Source organism: Erythrobacter insulae (assembly GCF_007004095.1).
GTDB classification, from domain to species: Bacteria; Pseudomonadota; Alphaproteobacteria; order Sphingomonadales; family Sphingomonadaceae; genus Erythrobacter; species Erythrobacter insulae.
In genome coordinates this window covers 1,684,196-1,703,314 of sequence record NZ_VHJK01000001.1, presented here as the reverse complement: position 1 = coordinate 1,703,314, position 19,119 = coordinate 1,684,196, and the positions used below count along the sequence as shown (strand labels likewise).

Sequence of the window (19,119 nt, the reverse complement as noted above, 5' to 3'; positions counted from 1 at the left end):
TGCTTTGGCGGCGCGTTATAAGGCTGGTTTGGGGGCAGGCTGGTTTGGGATCAGGCTAATTTTGGGCGATCCCGATCAGGTAAAGCGCCGACACCGCGATCCACAGCCCGCCAGCGGTCTTCAATTTGCGCGGCCCCAGCCAAAGCGCAATCGGCCGCGCAAGCACGGCCCCGATCATGGCGCCCGGTGCGGCAAGCAGGACAATATCCCAAGCGATAATGCCCGCCTGTTGATTGAGCAGAGTGCCCGCAATCATGCTGATCGATGAAATGACGCACGCCGTACCGACCGCAAGCAGCATCGGGAAATGGCGCAGGAACAGATAAAAAGCGACCAGTTCGCCGATCCCGACCGAGAACAACGCCGTCACAAATCCACCCGGAACAGACAGCATCGCCAACACCGCCCAGTCAAACCGCGTTAGCGCAGCGCGCTCTGGCGCGTCGCGGTTCACCGTCCACGTTGCGATGATCAAAGCCGTGCCAAGTATGACCGAAAAGCCTTTGTAAGCGATCAGCACAGTTGTCCCGTCAATTTCAATCATCGCCTGAGCGAGCAATTGCACCGGTAGCGAAATCGCAAGCACCAACATGCACGTCACGGCGTAATCCTGATATCGTACTGGTGCCTCGTTCGAATGCGCCTGAACGGCCGGCTGATGCAGCAGTCTATCGGTCCATCGCAGAGCGCCAACGCTCATGCCAAAGGCCTGAATACCCATCGAAATCGCCGTCACACGCAGCGGATCGAGCTGCCAGTCGGATAGGTCTCTTAAGGCGTTGAACACGGGGATGAAAACAACGCCGCCGCCGGTGCCGCTGGCGTTGGCGATAATGGCTCCGATCACGCCGACGCCGGGGACAAACCATAAAGCCGGCCAAGTCTCAGGCTGCTTTGGAGCCAACCAAAACGTCAAGAAATATGCGGCAATAAGCGCAGCGAACCCGAACCACAGCAAACGAGACGCATGAGATTGCGCGCGGATCATGATTTGCTGGTCCGGATCGCGGCTAGTCGAGATTGGGCCGGAGCCATCGCTCGGCAGTTCCCACATCCACGCCGCGGCGCTCGGCATATTCTTCCAACTGATCGCGGCCGATGCGGGCCACGCCGAAATATTCCGATTCCGGATGACCGAAATAAAAGCCGGAAACCGCCGCTGTCGGCCACATCGCATAGCTTTCCGTAAGCGTAAGCCCGACATTTTTTTCCGCATCGAGCAGTTCGAACAGGATCAGTTTGAGCGAGTGATCGGGACATGCCGGATATCCCGGCGCAGGGCGGATCCCGCGGTAATCTTCCTTGATCAACGCTGCGTTGGTGAGCTGTTCGCCCGGGGCATAGCCCCACAGATCGGTGCGTATGTGCAGGTGCAGACGCTCCGCAAAAGCCTCTGCAAAACGGTCGGCCAAGGCTTTCAACAGGATATCGGAATAGTCATCCTTGTCCTCTTGGAAACGCGCGATATGCGGTTCAATCCCGTGGATACCAACCGCAAAACCGCCGATCCAGTCACCGTCGGGATCGATGAAATCTGCCAGGCACATATTGGCCCGGTCGCGGCTCTTTTTCACCTGTTGCCGCAGGAATGGCAGCGTCACATGCTCTTCGCGGCGAACGCGGTGGATTGTCACATCGTCGCCGTCACGCGCGCACGGCCAAAGACCTGCAACTCCGCGCGCCGTCAGCCATTTTTCACCAATAATCTGATCAAGCATCGCATTGGCATCATCAAACAGCTGGCTGGCCGTTTCGCCAACCACATCGTCTGTCAGAATGGCCGGATAATTGCCGTGCAATTCCCATGCGCGGAAAAACGGTGTCCAGTCGATATATTGCCGCAGATCGGTAAGATCCCAGTCATCGAAAACATGCACCCCCGGTTGCAAGGGCGGCGCGGGCTTGTCGCTGTAAAACGGATCATACCGGTTCGAGCGCGCTTCCTCGATGGACAGCAGCACGCTCGGTGATTTTCCTGCGCGTGCGGCGCGGACCTTTTCGTATTCTGCTGCGGTTTCCTCAACGAATTCATCGCGCTGAGTGTCGGACAACAGCTTTGAGGCAACTCCTACTGCGCGGCTCGCGTCGAGCACATGGATCACCGGACCATCATAGTTTGGTTCAATTTTGAGCGCGGTGTGGACTTTGCTTGTCGTGGCCCCGCCGATCAGCAGCGGCATGGTCATTTCTGCCCGCTGCATTTCTTCGGCAACGGTGACCATTTCATCAAGCGAAGGGGTGATGAGGCCGGACAGGCCGATCATATCCGCGTTCTCTTCCTTCGCCACTTCAAGGATTTTGGGCCACGGCACCATCACACCAAGATCGACAACGTCATAGCCGTTACATTGCAGAACCACACCGACGATATTCTTGCCGATATCGTGCACATCGCCCTTTACGGTTGCCATGATAACCTTGCCCTTGGCCTTGCGTTCGGCCTCAGGCAGCAGGTCTTTTTCGGCTTCGATAAACGGAATGAGGTGCGCGACAGCTTTTTTCATCACGCGCGCGGATTTAACGACTTGCGGCAGGAACATCTTGCCGCTGCCAAACAGATCGCCAACGACATTCATGCCGTCCATCAACGGGCCTTCGATCACTTCGATTGGCCGTCCGCCACTGTCGGCAATCGCGCTGCGCATTTCTTCGGTGTCGGGCACGATATGCGCGTCGATCCCCTTGACCAATGCATGTTCAAGCCGTTTGCGCACTTCCCAACCGCGCCATTCTTCGGCTGCCTTTTCATCGGCAACAGATTTGCCTTTAAAGCTTTCAGCGAGATCAATGAGCCGTTCGGTTGCATCGTCGCGCCGCATCAGGATCACGTCTTCGCAGGCATCGCGCAAAGCCGGATCGATGGTGTCGTAAACATCCAGCTGGCCCGCATTGACGATGGCCATATCAAGACCCGCAGGGATCGTGTGGTACAAAAACACCGAGTGCATCGCGCGGCGCACCGTTTCGTTGCCGCGGAAACTGAATGAAAGGTTGGAAAGCCCGCCGCTGGTTTTGGCATACGGGCACTGTTTCTTGATCTCCTGAACCGCTTCGATGAAGTCCAGGCCATAACGATTGTGCTCTTCGATGCCGGTCGCAACCGCGAAGATATTCGGATCGAAAATGATGTCTTCGGGCGGAAAGCCATCGCCCACGAGCAGATCATAGGCGCGCTTACAGATTTCGACCTTGCGCTGTTTCGTGTCGGCCTGACCGACCTCGTCAAAGGCCATCACAACCACAGCTGCACCGTAAGCCCGGCATTTGCGCGCATGTTCAAGGAACGGCGCCTCGCCTTCCTTCATGCTGATCGAGTTCACAATCGGTTTGCCCGAAACGCATTTCAAACCCGCTTCGATCACGTCCCATTTGGAACTGTCGATCATCACCGGAACGCGGGCGATATCTGGTTCAGCCGCGATCAGTTTAAGAAACGTCGTCATTGCGTGCTTGGCGTCAAGCAGGCCTTCGTCCATGTTCACGTCGATCACTTGCGCGCCGTTTTCGACCTGCTGGCGCGCCACCTCTACGGCAGCGGTGTAATCATCCGCCATGATCAATTTCTTGAACCGTGCAGATCCGGTGACATTGGTGCGTTCACCGATATTGATGAAACGTGCGCTGGAATTTTGCTGTGTCATCAGGCTGCCACCACAAACGGTTCGAGGCCGGCAAGACGCATCGCCGGGTTATTGCCGGGTATGGCGCGCGGCGGCAGGTCTCTTACAGCGTCAGCAATCGCTTTGATATGTGCAGGGCTTGAGCCGCAGCACCCGCCAAGGATGTTGGCCTGACCATTCTGCGCCCACAGTTTCACCAGACCTGCGGTTGTTTCGGGCATTTCGTCATACTCGCCCAATTCATTAGGCAGGCCGGCATTGGGATAAGCCATCAAAAGCGTATCAGCGATCGCGGAAAGCGATTGGATATGCGGGCGCAGCTGATCCGCGCCAAAGCTGCAATTGAGCCCGATCGTGATCGGATTTGCATGGCGGACCGCATACCAGAACGCCTCGACCGTATGCCCGGACAGATTGCGCCCGGAAAGATCGGTGAGCGTCATGGATATCATCACGGGAACGTCCCGCCCCAGATCAGCCTCCAGCTGTTTAACGGCCATGATCCCGGCCTTGGCATTAAGCGTGTCGAACACCGTTTCGATCAGGATGAAATCGCAGCCGCCTTCGATCAAGGCGGCGGCTTGATCCTTGTAGACCGCCGTCAGTTCGTCAAAGTCGATTTCGCGAAAGCCGGGGTCTTCGACATCGGGGCTGAGCGAGAGTGTTTTGTTGGTCGGGCCAATCGCGCCTGCGACGAAGCGCGGCTTGCCGTCTTTCGCCTCGTATTCATCGGCGAGCGCACGCGCGATCTTCCCGCTTGCGATATTGATCGCAGCAACCTGATCTTCTGCGGCGTAGTCTGCCTGGCTGATACGGTTGGCGGAGAAAGTGTTGGTCGATACCACATCCGATCCCGCGTCGAGATAGGCACGCGTGATATCTTCGATCACATCGGGCCGTGTCAGCGCGAGGATATCGTTGTTGCCTTTCTGATCAGCCTTCAGCCCGAGATTACCGGCGTAATCTTCTTCAGTGAGTTTCCGGTCCTGAATTTGCGTTCCAAATGCTCCGTCGGAGATCAGAACTCGTTCGGATGCGGCAGACAAAAGCCTTTCGCGCGGGGTCAGGTCGGCGTTCATGCTGTTTCTCCGATCGGCCGTTTGCCGAGCATGTGACAGATCGCATAAGCAAGCTCTGAGCGGTTGAGAGTGTAGAAGTGAAAATCGCGAACCCCGCCTGCATAGAGCCTGCGGCAAAGTTCGGCGGCGACGGTCGCAGCGACCAGTTTACGGGCATCAGGTTTGGCATCCAGGCCTTCGAACAGTCCATCCATCCATGGCGGAATTTCCGCACCGCATGCGCCTGCAAACTTGCGGGCCTGCGCGACATTGGTCACCGGCAAAATGCCGGGAAGAACGGGCTGATCGATGCCGCTTGCAGCGAGCCGGTCACGAAAGGCAAAAAATTTGTCGGCCGAGAAAAAGAACTGGCTGATCGCACGGCTCGCACCGGCATCCAGTTTGCGTTTCAGATTATCGATGTCGGATTGCGGGCAATCGGCATCGGGATGTGTTTCGGGATAGGCGGCAACGGAAATGTCGAAGTCCGCGATCTCTTTCAGGCCCGCAACCAGTTCAGCCGCGCTTGCGAACCCTTCAGGATGCGGAGTAAACGGCGCGCCCGGCTCACCGGCATCGCCGCGCAATGCAACGATGTGCCGCACGCCAGCCTCCCAATATTGCTCGGCAACTTCGCGAATTTCCGCTTTCGATGCGCCCACGCAGGTCAGGTGGGCAGCCGCTGGCATTTTCGCCTCTGCGATGATGCGGGCTACCGTTGCGTGGGTGCGTTCACGCGTCGATCCCCCTGCCCCGTAAGTGACCGAGACAAAGCTGGGCGCGAGCGGTTTCAACTGCTGCACCGCGTCCCACAGCTGATCTTCCATTTTCTGGGTCTTGGGCGGAAAAAATTCAAAACTTACGTCAACATCGCCGGGCAAACCCGAAAACAAAGGGGTGTCTATCGCGGTTCGCGCTTCGTGTAATTGATCAAGAGTAGGGGTCATACAGGCTGCTCTTTAGAGAGGGTTTTCAGGTAGATGTATTCGGATCGGGGGTATTCGGGTTTCGCTCGGGAAGCGTTTCGCATCGCTGCCCAAGCCAGATTTTGACAATCAGCTCACCGCCATCCAGCGCGATGGGATCTTGGGCAGCGAATCCCGCGCTGTTTAACAAATCTCGCATTTGTTCATCGGTAAATCCGAGACGCGCGTGTTGATGCCGGCTGCGCAATTCCTCGCGGTCGTGGCTGGCAAAATCGACAATCGCGATCCGCCCCCCCATGCGGGTCACACGCGCAGCTTCAGACAACGGCAAGGCCGGATCCTGCGCAAAGTGCAGAACTTGATGAAACAGCACGGTATCAAAACCCGCATCACCAAACGGCAAATCGGAAAAATCGCCTTGGACAAGCTCGATCTGGGCCGCAGGTAGATGCTGCAATTTGGCGCGCGCCACGCGAAGCATTTCAAGGTTCTTATCCACGGCCACGATATGATCGGCATCTTTGGCGAAGAATTCCGCCATCCGGCCGGTTCCAGTGCCGATATCAAGCACAGCCCCCAGCGGCGCGTCGCTCAATGCCTTGGCAAGGCGCCCCTCTACTTGAGCGTCCGAGCTGTGAAGCGCGCGAAGATCGTCCCAATCGCTGGCATGGCGCGCGAAATAGCTTTCGGCGGTATCTTCTCTGGCTTCGCGAATGGCAGCGAGCTTGCGCCGGTCACTGTCGCATATTTGCGCAAATTCGGCGTTCTCGCGCTCGGCTATAGCAAGCAATTGGTCCAGAGCTTCCATCACAGGATTGGCATTGTCCGAACCACCGGTGGACCGCAAAAATACCCAACTGCCTTCGCGTCGCCGCTCTGCTAGACCCGCATCGCAAAGGATGCCGACATGCCGCGAAACACGGGGCTGGCTTTGCCCCAAAGCCTGCGCCAACTCGCCCACGGCAAGCTCCATCGTCCCGAGCAATCGCGCGATGCGAAGCCGCGTAGGATCGGCCAGTGCTTTGAAAAGGGTATCAACAGGCATAGAAGGACGGATATAAAGATATTTTTATATCTGTAAATGTCGCAATTCAATGAACAGGCTTGCATTACGCGCTGCCCACGCGGAAACGCAAGAATTATGAAACTTGGTTGCTGTTATTACCCGGAACATTGGCCCGAAGACCAATGGGCAGACGATGCCCGGCGGATGGCCGACATCGGCCTGTCGCTTGTGCGTATCGGAGAGTTCGCCTGGAGCCGGATCGAGCCGGAACCCGGGCGGCTGCAATGGGACTGGCTTGACCGGGCGATTGCGACCTTGGACCGCGCCGGATTGAAAGTTATTCTCGGCACGCCCACCGCCACCCCGCCCAAATGGCTGGTCGATCAGATGCCCGATATGGTGGCGATCGATGAACAGGGGCGACCGCGCGGATTTGGTTCTCGGCGGCATTATTGCTTTTCGCATGAAGGCTATCGCAAAGAATGCCAGCGGATCGTGACGGCCATGGCCAAACGCTATGGTGATCACCCCGCAATCGCGCTTTGGCAGACAGACAACGAATATGGCTGTCACGACACCATCCTGAGCTTTTCGAGCGCAGCAACCACACGTTTCCGCGAATGGCTGGAACGCAAATATATCGATGTGGACGCACTGAACACGGCGTGGGGCAACGTGTTCTGGAGCATGGAATATCGCCGGTTTGATGAAATTGACCCGCCGCATTTGACCGTCACAGAGGCCAACCCTGCCCATTGGCTCGATTATCGCCGTTTCGCGTCGGATGAAGTCATCAGTTTTAACCGCGCGCAAACGGCTATCCTTCGCGAGCATTGTGCCAACCGCGATATCACGCACAACTTCATGGGTTTCTTTACCGAGTTCGACCACCACGCTGTCGGGCGCGATCTGGATGTATCGACGTGGGATTCCTATCCACTCGGATTTCTGGAGCAATTCTGGTTCGGCGAGGAAGACAAGCGCGATTATGTTCGTCAGGGTCACCCGGATATCGCAGCCTTTCACCATGATCTTTACCGTGGGTGCTCGAATGGCCGCTGGGGCGTAATGGAGCAGCAACCCGGCCCAGTGAATTGGGCACGGTTCAACCCTGCACCGCTCCCCGGAATGGTGGCGCTCTGGACACTGGAGGCGATGGCGCATGGCGCAGAGTTCACCAGCTATTTCCGCTGGCGGCAGGCTCCGTTCGCTCAGGAACAAATGCATGCGGGACTGTTGCGACCTGACGGCAGCAATGCCGAAGGCGCAGATGAAGCCCGCATCGCCGCCGATGTGATCGACGCAATCGGCCCGCAGACGACCGCGCCCGCATCAGCCGCGCTGGTTTTCTCCTATGAGGCCGCGTGGGTCTGTTCCATTCAACCCCAAGGGCAAAGCTTCCGATATCTGGAGCTCGTTTACGAATGGTACTGCGCGCTCAGGAAACTCGGCCTCGATATCGACATCGTCTCACCCGAGGCGGCGCTGGAGGCATACAGCGTTGTTCTAATCCCCACGCTGCCAATTGTGCCAGAGGGCTTTGGCGACAAGCTTGCGCAGCTCGAATGCCCGGTTCTGATCGGCCCGCGCTCGGGCAGCAAAACAGCCAGTTTCTCAATTCCCGATGGCCTCGCGCCAGGGGCGCTGCGTGATCTGGTTCCGGTCACGGTCCAGCGCGTGGAATCCTTGCGCGGAGGGATCACAGAGCACGGTGATGGCTTCGGCATAGAGCGCTGGTTTGAACAGATGGATAGCGATCTTCCCCCCGAATATGCGCTGAAAGATGGGCGCGGCGTCGTGTTCAAAAATGGTCATGTCCGCTATTGCGGGGCGTGGCCTGACACCGCGCTTTTGCAGGACTTGATTGAACGCATGGCAGGTGAAGCGTCGGTCCGGACTTCGCGCCTTCCCAAAGGGCTGCGTCTGCGCCGGTCTGCCACACATTTGTTCGCTTTCAATTACTCCGCCGGGCCGGTGACACTCGATTACACGGGTGAAACGATTGCTCCTGCGTCTTTTGCCATCGCCGCTCTTGGCGCATGATGGATTGCCAAATCTCACACCCTCGCACATGGGCAAATTCATGATCGAAACGCGCACCTACGCCATTATCGGATGCGGTATGATGGGCCGCGAGCATATGCAGAATTTGGCTCTGGTCAGCGGCGCCGAATTGATTGCCATCGCCGATCCTGATGCCGGATCACGCGCTTCGGCAAAGGCTCTGGCGCAAAAGCTCGGGCAGGATATCCGATTGTTCGAAGAGGCTGGCACAATGCTGGCCGAGGCAAAGCCCGACGCGGTGATCATCGCATCACCAAATTTCACCCACTTCAAAGCTGTAAAAGAGGTCATGGAAACCGGCGCTGCCATCTTGCTGGAAAAGCCGATGTGCACAGAGCTTGCCGATGCCGGGGCGCTGGCCAAGGCGGCAAGTGATTACCCGAACCTGTTCTGGGTTGGCCTCGAATACCGGTATATGCCGCCGGTCACTTCCTTTATCGAGCGGATCCATGCAGGTGAGGCCGGCGACATCAAAATGCTGTCCATCCGCGAGCACCGGTTTCCATTTCTGGTCAAGGTCGGCGACTGGAACCGGTTTAATCGCAATACCGGCGGCACCCTGGTCGAGAAATGCTGCCACTTCTTTGACCTGATGCGGCATATCATGCGCGATGAACCGGTGCGCATTTTTGCAAGTGGCGCGCAAGATGTGAACCATCTGGACGAACGCTATGACGGCGAAGTGCCCGATATAATCGACAACGCATTCGTCTTGGTCGATTTTGCCGGAGGCGCCCGCGCCGTGCTGGATCTTTGCATGTTCGCAGAAGGTTCCGATCAGCAAGAGGAAATCAGCGCAGTCGGGCCTGTCGGCAAACTGGAAGTCAAACTTCCCGCAGGCGAAGTGACATGGGCACCGCGCGATAAATCGGGTTCGGTTGTGACCCATGTGGCAACGCCGCCAGATGCGCTTGCCGCGGGCGATCACCACGGCGCGACATACTTTCAACAGCGCGACTTTCACGAGGCCTTGGTCAAGGGCAGGAAAGCCCTCATCAACGCTAATGACGGGCTTCGTTCTGTCGTCATGGGCGCCGCAGCACAGCAGAGTATCGAGACCGGATTGCCGATAGATATCAATTTTAATGACGAAGGATCGCGATGAATACGGACATGCCAGCCGTCGGCTTTGGACTTTGGAAGATTCCTTTGGAGGATACGGCTGCCACCGTTCTGGAGGCCGTTAAAGCGGGCTACCGTCATTTCGACAGCGCTGCAGATTACGGTAACGAGGGAGAGACCGGCAAAGGCCTTAGCCAAGCAATGCAAGAAGGCTTGGTCACGCGTGAGGAGCTGTGGATCACCTCTAAACTCTGGAACACATTCCATGCGCCAGATCACGTTGAAGAGGCATGCCGCCAATCACTTGATGACCTTAAGATCGACTTTTTTGATCTTTACCTGATCCATTTTCCGATCGCGCTCGAATATGTGCCGATTGAAACGCGCTATCCGCCGGAATGGGTCTATGATCCAGATGCGCAAAACCCTGTCATGATACCTGCAAAGGTCCCGCTTCATGCAACGTGGGCTGCGATGGAAGCCTTGGTTGAAAAGGGCCTCGTGAAGAATATCGGCGTGTGCAATTACAATTCCGGGCTTGTTCACGACCTGATGGCGTATGCGCGGATAAAACCGGCGATGCTGCAAATCGAAAGCCATCCCTACCTTACCCAGGAGCGTTTGATCCGTCTGGCAAAGGATTATGGTATTGACGTCACGGCGTTCTCTCCGCTCGGGGCGCAAAGCTATTTCGAGCTGGACATGGCCGCAGAGGGTGAGAGCCTGCTTGGCGCGGCACCCGTAATGGTCGCCGCAAGCGCGCACGGCAAAACACCCGCGCAAGTCCTGCTGCGCTGGGGTATTCAGCGCGGAACTGCGATTATTCCCAAAACGACAAAGCCGGATCGGATGCGAGAAAATCTCGATCTCGATTTTGAGCTGAGCCAAGTCGAAATGGCAGCGATTTCATCGCTAAATCAGAACCGCCGGTTTAATGACCCCGGCACTTTTACAGAGGCAGCTTTCGGTACGTTCCATCCGATCTACGATTGATATGACACAGCACACATTCCCAGCCATCGTCGAAGGCAGCGGCGATCTCGCAGCGTTCCTGAGCGCGAACAAGGCGGCCGTCGATCCCGCGCTAGACAATGCCGGCGCGCTGCTATTTCGCGGTTTCAATGTGCCCGATGCGCACGCTTTCGATGCGGCAATCCACGGCTATGGCGAAGCCGGGTTCACCTATGAAGATTCGCTTTCAAATGCGGTCCGCACCAATGTCACCGCCCGCGTTTTTACCGCCAATGAAGCCCCGCCGACGACCGAGATTTTTCTGCATCATGAAATGGCGCAGACGCCGCTTTATCCAAGCAAGCTGTTTTTCTATTGCGAGATCGCCGCCGAAGCGGGCGGAGCCACGCCGGTTTGCCGGTCTGATTGGGTGTTGGAACACCTTGCAAAGGCGGCGCCCGATTTTGTCGAGCGTCTCACCGCCGAGGGCGTGCGCTATACCAATGTTATGCCGGGCAGCGATGATGCGGGCTCTGGTCAGGGCCGCAGCTGGCGCAGCACATTAAGCGTCGCGGACCGCGCAGGCGCAGAAGCCCGGCTGCGAGAGCTTGGCTATGCGTGGGAATGGCTGGGCGATGAAAGCCTGCGGGCGACCACATCGGCCTTGCCCGCGGTGCGCCAGCTGGATGATGGCAGACGGGTATTTTTCAATCAGTTGATCGCCGCTTTCCGCGGCTGGGCGGATAGCCGCAATGATCCCAATCGCGCGATCACATTCGGCGGCGGCGATCCCATCACCTCGCAGGATATGGCACCAGCGATCGCAATCGCCGACGATTTGACCGAAAACCTTGCTTGGCAACCGGGCGATGTTGCCCTGATTGACAATTTCCTCGTGATGCATGGCCGCCGGCCGTTTGAAGGAAAGCGGCGGGTCCTCGCCTCGCTTATCGCTTAAGCGAAGGCGGCCTGTTGCGTGATATCCAACCGCGCATAATCGACCATCCAATAGCCCGATCGGTGCAGGGATACCGCGTCCGGGCAAACCTTGCGCACTTCATCTGCCATCACTCCAAAAACATTTTGCCCGCTGCAAATTTCGGAAAATTCAGGCCGGTAATCGAAAAGATAAAGCCCGAACCCTGCGGGGTGATCGCCTATCTTGCGCACGTTCTGTTTAAGCCGGCGGTCGGACATTCCCATGTCCATCCCGCCTCCGGTCAAACCGGAAAAGCCGCCAAAGCCATCATTTCCGGGCCCTGAGCTGCCGCCGGTCAAATTGCGCACGCTGCCATAATACAGCAGCACCGGGCGAACATAGGTTTGACGTTCGCGTGAAGTTTTCATGGCTGTCCTCGCCGTAAAACCCCTGTTTCATCGTCGATATTTTACAAAATGGCGCTGGTGGATCAATCCCAAAGCATCAGCGCTGTGGAAAATGGCCATCAGGCCGTTAACAGCCGCCGCCTCGCCGCCATCCAGAGCACTGCGTTGGCGAGGATCAACGCACCGATCAGCCAAGCAAAAGCCACGCTCAGCCCACCAGATGATGCCAGACCAAGCGGCGAAAACAGCAGATAGGTCGCCGCCACGCAGCTGAACAAGGTTATGGCAAGCGGCTTTGCATAACGCCAAGGTGTCATGTCGACTTGTTCGTTGCGCGTGAAACGCCACGCTTGTTCACGCGGACGCAGCCAACCGCAAATCAACATGATCGCGACCTCGATCACAAACAGGATCGCATATTGGTGGAGGAAGTGCAGGGTCACATCGTCATTAAAGACAAACCGCAACAATCCATAGGCCGTCACATGAAAGACGATCACGATTTTCGCCCCCAGCGCCGGTACTCGGGCGGTGAACAGGCCCACAATCACAATCACCACGGTCGGAATATTATAGAACCCGGTGAAGATGCGAATGATCTGCCACAAACCCTCTGGCGCAAAGGCCAGCATCGGTGCGACCGCAAATGAAAACAGCGCAATCACCATACTCGCAATCTTGGCCACCCGGACCAATTCGGCGTCGCCAGGCGCCCAACCGCGCGCAGCCTCTTTTGCCGGTGCATACACGTCCAGGCTGAATAATGTCGCCGCGCTGTTGAGCAGCGAGTTAAACGAAGAGAACACCGCACCCAGCAGCACCGCGAGGAAAAAGCCGGACAGATAGATGGGCAAGACATCGCGGATCAGGCGCGGATATGCCTCGTCAATGGTGCCCAGCCCCGGCCCATACATATGGAATGCAATCACTCCGGGTATCATCATCAAAAACGGAACCAGAATCTTGAAGAAGCCGGAGAACAAGACGCCCTTTTGCCCCTCAGCAAGGCTGCTCGCGCCGAGTGTCCGCTGGATCACATATTGGTTCGTGCACCAGTAAAACAGGTTGGCAAAAATCATCCCGGTGAAAATGGTACCAAAGGGGGTCGGATCATCCGCAGCGCCAATCGCGTTTAATTTCTCGGGATGATCCGCTGTAAGCTGCGCAAGACCCGCTGAAAAATCGCCGCCGCCCAGCGCGATCAGGCCGAACACCGGCACAATAACGCCGATGATAAGCAAGCCGACGCCGTTGAGAGTATCGGATATCGCCACCGCCCGAAGTCCGCCGAAAATGGCATAGATCGATCCGGTCACCCCGATCAGGATCACCATCGCGATCAAGGCTTCAAAATCGCCCAGACCGGTTAGCGCGGGGACATCGAACAACGCGATAACCGCCAGGCTGCCCGAATACAGCACGCTGGGGATGGTGACCAACCCATAGCCAAGCATAAACAGCACAACCGACATGCGGCGCACGACCGGATCAAACCGGTCATTGAGGAATTGAGGCAGGGTGGTGAATGCCCCTGCGAGATATTTGGGCAGAAAAATCAGCGCCATCGCGATTGTCGCGATCGCTGCCGTTACCTCCCACCCCATGCTCGACATGTTATACCCATAGGCCGAACCATTCAGCCCGATCAGCTGTTCGGCGGACAGGTTGGTGAGCAGCAATGATCCGGCGATAAAGGTCGCGCCCAGCCCGCGGCCAGCAAGGAAATAGCCGTCCTTTGTCTCTGTTGTACCGCGGGTTTTGAACCAGCTGATCCAGCCGACCAGCCCCATAAAAAACACACAGCTGACCAGTGTGAAAATCAGATTGTCACTGCTCACCGCGCGCCTCCATCATGGCTCGGCAAAGCGGGGTGACACCAAACGCAGATCCCGTGAAAACGTGCAAACACACTTTTGCCTTGCGCATCAGGGGCTTGTGCCGAGTGGCTGTGCGCAAAGTGTGACTTTCGAAGATGCGACGTGTCATGGGAATTCATCACCTGCGTGTGTAGGCGCGCTGGATCGAGTAGGAAACGGTGCAGGTGCAGGTGCAGGTGCAGGTGCAGGTGCAGGTGCAGGCTGCCATCAGCTGCGATCTTTCAACATATCGCGGTAATGATCGGCCAAAGTGTCGGAGCCGAATTCAGGCGTTTTTTCCGCGCTATATTCACCGGTTTCGGGATCGATCAGCAGCATACTTTCGGTCGCATAATAATGCGCTATGCGGGCGTATTCCGCTTTTTCCGCGAACCACCCTGACACCGGCGCACCAATAGAAAGGATGCGCGATGCACCTGTAAAGAGGCGCGGTGAAATGGATTTGAAACGCGGCTCTGTGCCTGCAATTTGAAAGATCAGCTCACCTTGCTCGCGCAGCGAAATCGCAGGGCCGGTGCCGCCAATGGGCAGCACCGTGTTACGGCGCTCGGGATCAGTCACGCAATCGGCAATAAACCGCGCCAGATCGCGGTCGCTGATCGGTTTGCACCGGGTCAGATTGCCATCCCCGAAAATCATGAAAGGCTTGCCCTTGGCAACCCGATCGACCTGACCCGAAAGCGATTTGAAAAACGCGGTAGGGCGCACAATGGTGTGGTCGATGGGTGACGCTTTGAGCGCGCGCTCGAATGCTATCTTTGCGTGTTGAAAGGCAAGGCGCGGTTTTTGTACGCAGATCGCCGATAACAGGATGAAATGCTGCGCGCCCGCTGCTTTGGCGGCTTTCAGCAGGTTGAGATTGCCTAGGAAATCAACCGCCTCTGCATCCTTGGGTGACCCGCTGCGCGATGCGATGCAGGAGATAACCGTGGCCGGTTTTGCCGCAGCGCAGGCTGCCGCCAGCCCGTCTTTCGCGGCAAAATCGCGGCGCGTGATTGCGGTCACATCGTGTCCGCTTTCCTCCAATGCCCGCATGACCGCGCGGCCGATTGTACCGCTCGCCCCGGCGAGCAAAACGCGCGTTTGTTGCTGTGCCCCGTCCATCACAGGACGGGGCTTAGCGTATCACCACAGAACGATATAGAGGCCGACAAAGATAACCACCGTGATCGCCGACAATGTGTTGAACAGCGTGGTGGTGGCAAACGAGATATCACCCAGCTTTACCGTGCGTTCCTCTTCCGGTGCTCCGGTCATCCGCGACACGACAGCCGCCGCGATGATCGAGAGGACGAAAACGCCCCAGATACGGATGATAAACGGCACATCGGGCATGCCGAATTTGAGCAGGATATTCACCGCCAGCGAACCGATCAGCGCCGTGAAAGCACCCGTCGTGTTCATCTTCTTGTCAAAGAAACCAAGCAGGAAGACGACCACAATTCCCGGCGCAATAAAGCCGGTATATTCCTGCACTGTCTGAAATCCGCTTTCAAAGCCGCCGATGAACGGGCGGGCCAGAACCAGAGCCAGAGCCATCGCGGTGAAGGCCGAAATGCGGCCTACCATCACATAATGCTGTTCTGCTTTATCCGGACGTGCGCTGCGATACAGATCCATCGTGAAGATGGTCGAAATCGAATTCATCATCGAGGCAAGCGAGGAAACAACCGCAGCAATCAGTGCAGCGAACACCAGCCCGCGCAGACCAGCCGGCGCAAACGCCATCAACTGACCATAAGTGCGATCCGACTTTTCGTTAAGAGCCGCACCGTCAAGCATACCTTGCTGCGCGAGGATCACCGCTGCGATCCCGGGCACCACGACAATGAATGGCACGAGGATTTTGAGGAATGCAGCAAAGGCCAGACCCTTTTGCGCCTCGCCTAGGCTCTCTGCACCCAGTGCACGCTGGATAATGTATTGGTTGAAGCCCCAATAGCTGAAATGCAGCACCCACAATCCGCCAAGGATCGTCCAGATACCCGGCAAATCAGAATAGGCCGGATGGTCGGTATCAAGGATCATCTCAAAGTGACCCGGCATTTCCTGCATCAGGAACCCAAAGCCGGCAATCGCCCCATCCGCTGGCAAGGCATCGAGTGCGAACCATGTGATGGCCAGTCCGCCGAAAATCAGGATTACGACCTGAATGATATCGGTCAGGGCCACCGCCTTGAGACCGCCATACAGCGAGTAGAGCGAAGCAAAAGCCGCGAGCGCCAGCATCGACAGCATGACACCCCAACCGGTCAGAGAATCCACTGCCAGTCCGCCAAGCCACAGCACCGTTGTAAGGTTGACTGCGGTGTAAAGCGCGACCCAGAACACGCTCATCAGGTTCTTAACGCCCTCGCCGTACCTCTGATTGAGGAATTGCGGCATGGTGTAGATTTCGCGCTTAAGAAAGATCGGCAGGAAGTATTTCGCAACGATCAACAGGACAATGGCCGCCTGCCATTCATAGGCCGCAATCGCGACGCCAACGGCAAAACCCTGGCCCGATTGTCCGATGATTTGTTCGGCCGAGATGTTCGATGCGATGAGCGAGGCCCCGATCGCCCACCACGGCAAAGCGCGGCCCGCGAGGAAATAATCCTCGGTGTTTTTCTCGTGCCCCGCAGGCTCCCGGCTGACAAACAGCGCAATGCCGAGCAACGCGAAGGCATAGGCCGCGATGATGATGATATCGATGGTCTCGAGCGTCATTTTGCATACTCCCCCGCAGGCACTGGCTCTTTGCGGCCCTGACCTGCTTTTATGTTTTTACCGGCTCAGAATGAGCACTCGGCCCCCTCGGCTGCGTCTTCTTGTGAAATGGCCGAAATCTGGATCGAAAACGGCGCTTGCGATCCTATGGTGAGAGCATTGCTAAGACCAGCAAGACACGCTGGTGTGAGCACCATTTCCCGCCAGCCTTTACCCTCAGCGATCAGCAATTCACGCGAGATATCAAGCGTCGCGCCATTACTGGAAAGGGTCACGGGTCCAGCGGGTCGCTGTGTCACTTGATATGTGATGCGATAGGCATCGCCGCCTTGCGGACCGCTCAAATCCAGCGCGGTACCGGGCCCGAAGGTGATCTCGCGCGCGTCTTCCTGTGCGTTGCGATCAATTCCGCGTGCGACAATACCGCCAGCCGAGCCGCGCAGATCGGGCAGCTCGGTGCCTTTGGACAAAGCTTTGACCCGGTCAGCAAGACGGCCCGCAGCGAACCAGTCGGATGCACCGCCAGCAGTCAGCGCCGCACATTCCTCGCTTAGAGTCGCAAACGGTTTCGTATCATCCAGCGAACGACCGAACCCGACCGGGAATAGCGCGCCCTCGGGACCGTTTAGTGGTTCACCATCGCAGTTTTCCGGCCAGCTGAACGATAGCGTACCTGATGCTGGTGCCTTGCCGAACAACACATCGGCAACTCCGGCGCCTTCGCTTCCGGGAAGCCACGTAGCGACAAATGCATCGGCAATGTTAAGCTCGCGGTTGACCCACATCGGGCGACCAGAAAGGAACACAGCGACCGTTGAAACACCATCAGCCTTGAACTTGCGGAGCAATTCGAGGCCCTCGGCATCGCGGAATGCGAGGTCTTTGCGATCGCCGACAAATTCGGCGTAGGGTTCTTCACCGAACACAACGATGGCGACATCAGGCTTAGCCGAGGATGCAACATCGCCATCGGGCGACAGGGTTACATCAGCATTTGCGGATTGGCCGACTTGTTGAAGACCGGCGAAAATCGAGGTCGCGCCGGGAAAATCCTCATTGGTGAGCTCGCCGCCGCCCTGCCATGTGATGGTCCAGCCACCGGCTTGTTGAGCGATACTGTCTGCCGCGCTACCCGCGACAACGATATTGGCGTTCTCCTTAAGCGGAAGCACGCCATTGTTTTTGAGCAGGACCATCGATTTGGCCACCGCTTCGCGCGCAATGGCGCGATGCGGTGCAAAGCCGAGCTTGTCCCAGCGACCGGCATTTTCGCGCAGCGACGGCTTTACCTCGCCATCGAGAATACCAGCGCGCTGTTTGATACGCAGCACCCGACCGACCGCTTCATCGATACGGCTTTCCGGAATAGTGCCGTCTTTTACCTGAGCCAGCGTATTTTCGTAGAGCGCTTTCCAGTCTTCGGGTACCATATAAACATCAAGCCCGGCCAGCATCGCTTGCGGGCAATTGTCATTGGTGCAGCCTTTGATCTGGCCATGACCGTTCCAATCGCCAACAACCAGACCGTCAAAACCCATATCCCCGCGCAGAAGATCAGTCAGCAACGCTTTGTTGCCGTGCATCTTTTTGCCGTTGATCGAATTGAAACTGGCCATGACCGAACCCAGACCGGCCTCAATCGCAGGCGGGTAAGGTGTGACGTGGACTTCTTTCAAATCTTCGATGTCGCCGTTTACTTCACCCTGATCAACGCCTTGCGCTGTACCGCCATCGCCAAAAAAGTGCTTAGCGGTTGCGATCACTCGGCCATTGCCAAGGAAATCGTCTGCCCCCGGCTTACCTTGCAAACCTTCGACCATGGCAACACCCATTTCCGCAACGCGCGCCGGGTCTTCCGAATAGCTTTCATAGGTCCGGCCCCAGCGATCATCGCGGGCCACGGCAACTGTCGGGGCAAAAGTCCAATCGATGCCAGTGACTTCGATCTCGGTCGCCGTCGCCGCGCCGATCTGGCGAATTAGATCAGCGTCGCCTGTCGCGCCGAGTGCAATGTTGTGCGGAAAGATCGTCGCACCGATCACATTGGCGTGGCCATGCACCGCATCGGTGCCCCAGATCATCGGGATTGCCGGCTCGCCATTCGCAAGCGGCTTGGTTGATGCATCCCAAAATTCATCGGCCAGTTTCAGCCAATCCTGAGCAGGCGCAAAATCATTGTTGTACGGGCCTGAATTTCCGCCGTTCAGGACAGTTCCGAAACGGTATTTCTCAACATCAGCCGGTGTGACGGACGAAATATCCGGCATGATCAGCTGAGCGACTTTACGTTCCAGCGTCATCCGCGAAAGCAAATCCGCGATCTGCCGTTCGCCCGTATCTTGGCCCGTATCTTGGGCCGCATCTTGAGCGGTGTCCGGCACAGCTTCAACCGGCGGGGCGCTTGCAGCGGTTTGAACCGGCGTACCAGCACATGCAGAAACCAATCCAGCAAGAGCGCTGGCTGCCATCAGGCGGGCGGATGTACGCATTTTAAGAAAGTCCCTCCCAAGACCCGATACG

Annotated in this window: 14 protein-coding genes; 4 read left to right on the top strand and 10 right to left on the bottom strand. The window is 57.3% G+C overall.

Annotated features, from left to right (window positions below; genetic code table 11):
• Positions 1 to 55: 55 nt before the first annotated feature.
• Genes FGU71_RS08095 through FGU71_RS08075 form a run of 5 tightly spaced genes read right to left on the bottom strand, consistent with a single transcriptional unit; the run spans position 56 to position 6,649 of the window.
• Positions 56 to 1,075: a sulfite exporter TauE/SafE family protein gene (locus FGU71_RS08095; protein ID WP_142788091.1), complete on the bottom strand. Its 1,020-nt coding sequence runs from the start codon at positions 1,073 to 1,075 to the stop codon at positions 56 to 58.
• The gene (gene metH, locus FGU71_RS08090; RefSeq protein ID WP_142788090.1) at positions 1,011 to 3,641 is read right to left on the bottom strand and encodes a methionine synthase; all 2,631 of its coding nucleotides are present in this window, start codon (positions 3,639 to 3,641) and stop codon (positions 1,011 to 1,013) included. Before metH ends, FGU71_RS08095 begins: the two co-directional genes overlap by 65 nt.
• Complete coding sequence (locus tag FGU71_RS08085; protein ID WP_407644401.1) at positions 3,641 to 4,699, bottom strand: homocysteine S-methyltransferase family protein; 1,059 nt, start codon at positions 4,697 to 4,699, stop codon at positions 3,641 to 3,643. Before FGU71_RS08085 ends, metH begins: the two co-directional genes overlap by 1 nt.
• Complete coding sequence (gene metF, locus FGU71_RS08080; RefSeq protein ID WP_142788089.1) at positions 4,696 to 5,625, bottom strand: methylenetetrahydrofolate reductase [NAD(P)H]; 930 nt, start codon at positions 5,623 to 5,625, stop codon at positions 4,696 to 4,698. The genes FGU71_RS08085 and metF overlap by 4 nt, the downstream gene beginning before the upstream one ends.
• 25 nt (positions 5,626 to 5,650) lie before the next feature.
• The gene (locus FGU71_RS08075) at positions 5,651 to 6,649 is read right to left on the bottom strand and encodes an ArsR/SmtB family transcription factor (RefSeq protein ID WP_142788088.1); all 999 of its coding nucleotides are present in this window, start codon (positions 6,647 to 6,649) and stop codon (positions 5,651 to 5,653) included.
• A 96-nt stretch (positions 6,650 to 6,745) separates the two neighbouring features.
• Between FGU71_RS08075 and FGU71_RS08070 the strand changes: the two genes are divergently transcribed.
• From FGU71_RS08070 to FGU71_RS08055, 4 genes are read left to right on the top strand one after another with little or no spacing between them, the layout of a single operon-like run.
• Positions 6,746 to 8,653 (top strand): beta-galactosidase, encoded by a 1,908-nt coding sequence (locus FGU71_RS08070; protein WP_142788087.1) that lies wholly within the window; start codon positions 6,746 to 6,748, stop codon positions 8,651 to 8,653.
• A gap of 40 nt (positions 8,654 to 8,693) precedes the next feature.
• Complete coding sequence (locus FGU71_RS08065; RefSeq protein ID WP_142788086.1) at positions 8,694 to 9,779, top strand: Gfo/Idh/MocA family protein; 1,086 nt, start codon at positions 8,694 to 8,696, stop codon at positions 9,777 to 9,779.
• Entirely contained in the window at positions 9,776 to 10,729 is a 954-nt protein-coding gene (locus FGU71_RS08060) for an aldo/keto reductase (protein WP_142788085.1), read from the top strand. Before FGU71_RS08065 ends, FGU71_RS08060 begins: the two co-directional genes overlap by 4 nt.
• A gap of 1 nt (position 10,730) precedes the next feature.
• The gene (locus FGU71_RS08055; protein ID WP_142788084.1) at positions 10,731 to 11,645 is read left to right on the top strand and encodes a TauD/TfdA family dioxygenase; all 915 of its coding nucleotides are present in this window, start codon (positions 10,731 to 10,733) and stop codon (positions 11,643 to 11,645) included.
• Here FGU71_RS08055 and FGU71_RS08050 read toward each other — a convergent pair.
• The 5 genes from FGU71_RS08050 to FGU71_RS08030 all read right to left on the bottom strand — a co-directional run bounded on the left by FGU71_RS08050 (position 11,642) and on the right by FGU71_RS08030 (position 19,088).
• Positions 11,642 to 12,034: a tail fiber domain-containing protein gene (locus FGU71_RS08050; protein ID WP_142788083.1), complete on the bottom strand. Its 393-nt coding sequence runs from the start codon at positions 12,032 to 12,034 to the stop codon at positions 11,642 to 11,644. The genes FGU71_RS08055 and FGU71_RS08050 overlap by 4 nt on opposite strands.
• A 98-nt stretch (positions 12,035 to 12,132) precedes the next feature.
• Positions 12,133 to 13,851, bottom strand: a complete 1,719-nt coding sequence (locus FGU71_RS08045; protein ID WP_142788082.1) for a solute:sodium symporter family transporter — start codon at positions 13,849 to 13,851, stop codon at positions 12,133 to 12,135.
• A 246-nt stretch (positions 13,852 to 14,097) separates the two neighbouring features.
• On the bottom strand, positions 14,098 to 14,994 hold the full coding sequence (locus FGU71_RS08040; protein WP_142788081.1) for an NAD(P)H-binding protein: 897 nt from the start codon (positions 14,992 to 14,994) through the stop codon (positions 14,098 to 14,100).
• A gap of 21 nt (positions 14,995 to 15,015) precedes the next feature.
• Positions 15,016 to 16,599, bottom strand: coding sequence for a sodium/sugar symporter (locus tag FGU71_RS08035; RefSeq protein WP_142788080.1), 1,584 nt, complete (start codon positions 16,597 to 16,599; stop codon positions 15,016 to 15,018).
• A gap of 65 nt (positions 16,600 to 16,664) precedes the next feature.
• Positions 16,665 to 19,088 (bottom strand): glycoside hydrolase family 3 protein, encoded by a 2,424-nt coding sequence (locus FGU71_RS08030; protein ID WP_234035695.1) that lies wholly within the window; start codon positions 19,086 to 19,088, stop codon positions 16,665 to 16,667.
• Between the last annotated feature and the right edge of the window lie 31 nt (positions 19,089 to 19,119).

Excerpts from the sequence above, each read along its gene's own strand:
- FGU71_RS08095 (WP_142788091.1), bottom strand. The coding sequence starts at position 1,075 with ATGCCGAGCGCCGCGGCGTGGATGTGGGAACTGCCGAGCGATGGCTCC.
- metH (WP_142788090.1), bottom strand. The coding sequence starts at position 3,641 with ATGACACAGCAAAATTCCAGCGCACGTTTCATCAATATCGGTGAACGC.
- FGU71_RS08085 (WP_407644401.1), bottom strand. The coding sequence starts at position 4,699 with ATGAACGCCGACCTGACCCCGCGCGAAAGGCTTTTGTCTGCCGCATCC.
- metF (WP_142788089.1), bottom strand. The coding sequence starts at position 5,625 with ATGACCCCTACTCTTGATCAATTACACGAAGCGCGAACCGCGATAGAC.
- FGU71_RS08075 (WP_142788088.1), bottom strand. The coding sequence starts at position 6,649 with ATGCCTGTTGATACCCTTTTCAAAGCACTGGCCGATCCTACGCGGCTT.
- FGU71_RS08070 (WP_142788087.1), top strand. The coding sequence starts at position 6,746 with ATGAAACTTGGTTGCTGTTATTACCCGGAACATTGGCCCGAAGACCAA.
- FGU71_RS08065 (WP_142788086.1), top strand. The coding sequence starts at position 8,694 with ATGATCGAAACGCGCACCTACGCCATTATCGGATGCGGTATGATGGGC.
- FGU71_RS08060 (WP_142788085.1), top strand. The coding sequence starts at position 9,776 with ATGAATACGGACATGCCAGCCGTCGGCTTTGGACTTTGGAAGATTCCT.
- FGU71_RS08055 (WP_142788084.1), top strand. The coding sequence starts at position 10,731 with ATGACACAGCACACATTCCCAGCCATCGTCGAAGGCAGCGGCGATCTC.
- FGU71_RS08050 (WP_142788083.1), bottom strand. The coding sequence starts at position 12,034 with ATGAAAACTTCACGCGAACGTCAAACCTATGTTCGCCCGGTGCTGCTG.
- FGU71_RS08040 (WP_142788081.1), bottom strand. The coding sequence starts at position 14,994 with ATGGACGGGGCACAGCAACAAACGCGCGTTTTGCTCGCCGGGGCGAGC.
- FGU71_RS08035 (WP_142788080.1), bottom strand. The coding sequence starts at position 16,599 with ATGACGCTCGAGACCATCGATATCATCATCATCGCGGCCTATGCCTTC.
- FGU71_RS08030 (WP_234035695.1), bottom strand. The coding sequence starts at position 19,088 with ATGCGTACATCCGCCCGCCTGATGGCAGCCAGCGCTCTTGCTGGATTG.